1 protein-coding gene is annotated in these 249 nt (G+C 67.5%); it reads right to left on the reverse strand.

What is annotated here, in order from left to right; genetic code table 11:
- Window positions 1-249: hypothetical protein (locus AAZU54_RS27430; RefSeq protein ID WP_434727915.1), on the reverse strand; the 249-nt coding region annotated here is incomplete at both ends.

Here is a 249-nt window from a genome sequence, read left to right on the forward strand (position 1 = left end):
GGTAGTGGTTGCCCAGGTACTGGTGCAGCAGGTTGTCCATCTGCCGGCTGCGTTTGAGGCCGTTGGCCTGGGGCGCTTCGTGGGGGTCGAGCAGGTTGCTGGCGGGGTCGAAGGCGAAGGTTTCCGCGCCTAGCCGGCTGTGTGCGCCGAGCAGGCGGTTGAGCGGGTCGTAGCGGTAGCTGAGCGTGCCGCGGTTGCTGTCGTCGATGGTGGTCAGTTGGCCGGCGGGGTCGTAATGGTGCTGGCGCT

Source organism: Pseudomonas sp. Je.1.5.c, from assembly GCF_051129895.1.
Taxonomy (GTDB): Bacteria; Pseudomonadota; Gammaproteobacteria; order Pseudomonadales; family Pseudomonadaceae; genus Aquipseudomonas; species Aquipseudomonas urmiensis.